4 protein-coding genes are annotated in these 3,222 nt (G+C 42.4%); all 4 read left to right on the top strand.

Translation table 11 applies throughout. The features are described 5' to 3' along the window. The first annotated feature begins 161 nt into the window (after window positions 1-161). The 4 genes from K8S15_05615 (at window position 162) to K8S15_05600 (ending at window position 2,701) form a co-directional block, all read left to right on the top strand. Complete coding sequence (locus K8S15_05615; protein MCD4775513.1) at window positions 162-626, top strand: GNAT family N-acetyltransferase; 465 nt, start codon at window positions 162-164, stop codon at window positions 624-626. 95 nt (window positions 627-721) lie between these two features. Next, entirely contained in the window at window positions 722-1,894 is a 1,173-nt protein-coding gene (locus K8S15_05610; GenBank protein MCD4775512.1) for a 6-bladed beta-propeller, read from the top strand. Window positions 1,895-2,107: 213 nt separating this feature from the next. Beyond that, window positions 2,108-2,296: a type II toxin-antitoxin system HicA family toxin gene (locus K8S15_05605; GenBank protein MCD4775511.1), complete on the top strand. Its 189-nt coding sequence runs from the start codon at window positions 2,108-2,110 to the stop codon at window positions 2,294-2,296. A 3-nt stretch (window positions 2,297-2,299) separates the two neighbouring features. Beyond that, window positions 2,300-2,701: a type II toxin-antitoxin system HicB family antitoxin gene (locus K8S15_05600; protein ID MCD4775510.1), complete on the top strand. Its 402-nt coding sequence runs from the start codon at window positions 2,300-2,302 to the stop codon at window positions 2,699-2,701. Window positions 2,702-3,222 lie beyond the last annotated feature (521 nt).

Here is a 3,222-nt window from a genome sequence, read left to right as displayed (position 1 = left end):
TAAAAAAATATGCAAATGCCTTAAATTGTCATCTAGAAATCAAGCTTGTAGAAAATAACTGAACCGGAAGGTAGAACAACTGGCTGCAGTAGACAAGCACTACCTTGTTCTTCCACTCTTTTTACTGCTTGCTACTGAGCCAGAGCGTTCGAAGGAAAAATATGAAAACACCTTTCGAATTTATTAACCCCGGTAAACTCATTGATGACGATCTTGAACTGTTTTTAGTAAAAAAAACGCAAGCTGATCCAATCAAGAAGTATTCGCCTAGCTACGAGTTCGAGATGCGCCACACAAAAACTTCTGAGTGCATGGGATGCATCCGACTTCGAATCGCCTCTGCTCGTACCCTCCAATATCCAGGTCATATCGGATATGAAGTAAACGAAGAATACCGGGGACACCGGTATGCGGCTCGCAGTTGCTATTTATTGCGATCACTCGCCCTGGATCACGGTCTGAAGGCACTGTGGCTAACCGTTGATCCAAAAAATATTCCATCCAGAAAGACTTGTGAAATTATAGGTGCACAATATGTTGAGACAGTACGTATTCCAAAGAATCATGAAATGTATGAGCATGGTGCACGATATCGATGTCGATATCGACTTGATGTAAAGAAATGATTTTCGAACAATCAAATTCAACAGAAATGCGTCTAAGGTTTACCGTTCACAAAACGCATTCTGCTGATTTGAGACGTTCTGCAGAAAGCAACAAAATGGAAATCGGATCACTCTGGAACAGCAATTGGAGAGGTTTCATGAACAACAGACAATCATTCCTCAATACAATGCTTCTACTATTTCTGATCACCATCCCTCTCTCATTTGCATGCACAGGTGACAATACAGATTCTGACGATCCAGATTCAATGGATTCATTCATGCTTGATACTCTGATAGTTGTTGATTCGATCGGCGTATTTATGGGTGATTCCACTGAGATGTTCGCATACATTACCAGTGCAACTCCCTTACCAGACAGAAGATTTGCAGTATTGGATATACTCACCGGAAGAATTTCTGTATTCACTATGACTGGGGTATTCCAAAATTCCTTCGGTGGTATGGGATCAGGACCAGGAGAATTCCAGGGCGCCATCCATATGGGATTGATGACAAATGGACATCTGTTGATACAGGATCGGATGGGTGATGAATTCGTAGTCTTCTCGCAAGAAGGAGAATACCTATATAGTATCCCAATAGACCCTTTATTCAGCCCTATCGACTGGGCAATATTCCCTTGTGATGATTCTACTTTTGTGAAGTACTCATACACCCGTGAGGTTCTTAATCAGACCATTGTCCAAGAATGGGAGATCATTCGCTGTTCGATAGAGAACGGAGAAACCCAAACAACCTATTTCTCTAACCAGCAGAATATCGATGAGGAACCTCTGGATTGGCTTTCCTGCTACAAGGTTGTGACAACAGGGAATAATGGTGAGGTTTACATATCCGACTGTGTTTCAGATAATTATGAAATACAAGTCTTAACCACAGAAGGCGATACTATTCGTACTCTCCGCAAGGCTGCAACTACCATTCCAGTCTCAGATGATGACGTAGGATACATCATTCCTTTGGTGCATTTATGGCCTGATACAGCGCATCCAAGGAATATACCCGGCATGTTCCCAGAGTTTCGACCTTTCGTCGGGCAGATGGATGTCGATTCAATCGGTAACCTATGGGCCAGACGCGGTACAGTGAATGAGCATATCTGGGATGTGTTTTCCCCGGAAGGCGAGTGGCTCGGTGGAGTGTTTCTCGAGGGATTACCCATCAATGAGACTGTGGAACTCCATATGAACCGGTTCGGTGCAGTAGCAACAGTGTATGAGCCTGAGGACTATTACAGAGTATACATATTTAATGATGAAGAATGATCAATATGCAGAACAACTGCATCAACCGGAAACACCCGCTATATTTTTAGCTTGAGAGTACTGTTCCGGTTATGCAGGGCGTTCGCCTATAATAGCAAATCCATCATGCAATCAGAGATATCGAAGTTAATTTGTAAACGCAGAAAGCTACATCAAGAATGAATTCAAACCTCTTCTTGACTCAGTATAGGAAACATGTGTATAATACACACCATGAATAGCAGGGATATTATTAGGAAATTGAAAAAGGATGGATGGTTACTTCATCATACCAAAGGTGACCACCACCAATTCAAACATCCCGTGAAATCAGGAAAAGTAACTGTACCACACCCGAAAAAGGATTTTCCTGTCGGTACCCTGCGAAATATTTATCGGCAAGCCGGTTGGAAGTGGAGATAAACAATGAAATATCCAATTGTCATTCATAAGGACAATAACTCGGATTACGGAGTAACTATTCCTGATATTCCAGGATGCTTCTCTGTTGGTACGTCAATTGAAGAAGCTATTGCTATGTCTCAAGAAGCAGCAGAATGTCATATCGAAGGAATGCTCCTTGATTCAGAACCAATCCCTGTGCCAACCTCTATAGAAAGCCATAAAGATAATCCTAATTATAAAGATGGTCTCTGGGCTTTAGTAGATATTGATATTAGCAAATTATCACTGAAAGCAAAACGTGTAAATATCACCATACCGGAAAGATTACTAAACACTGTTGATAATTACGCAAGAAATCACGGAGAAACTCGGTCCGGTCTATTGTCCCAAGCTGTTACAGAGTATATGGCATCACACCAATAATTAACTGGCGAACGAGTAAAGGATTCGTAGCACACGCCCCGTGTGCTACAATCCTGTGTTGAATTAAGCGAAGCTTCTCTTTGTGTTTTCTATTAATGGCGTGTGATGGGAGTTCTTTCCTGGAATTGGTCAAAAAGGGCTAAGCCGGTCAACAATTGGATACCAGAGTGTTGATCCAGACTGGCTTTTTCAAGCAGGGAGACAGTGATAATCTCTTGAATGACAATTCGGATTCCAAAGGATAAACCCGTCCGTGGCTGCCTCAAGAAGACAATTGGCAGCAGATACAATGCAGAAAGGGTGTGCACCTTTCTCACGGAGGCCCCCGTTGAGGTTGCAGGATGCGAACAAGTACCAGCTCTTCACCGCAATGAGGGCAGAAATGTTTTCCGGGTTCTATAACCGGTATAATGATCTCTGGCAGTTTCAACTGTTTTTTGATTGATTTCAACTTTTCCCTACACCTCTGATGCAGGAATCCATAGTACCTCACTTTGCAAAAGCCTTTGGGCAATACATGC

The organism is Candidatus Aegiribacteria sp., from assembly GCA_021108005.1.
In the GTDB taxonomy this organism is placed as follows: Bacteria; Fermentibacterota; Fermentibacteria; order Fermentibacterales; family JCC-6; genus Aegiribacteria.
Note: the sequence above shows the minus strand (reverse complement) of the source record. Positions and strands in the feature narration are given on the sequence as shown.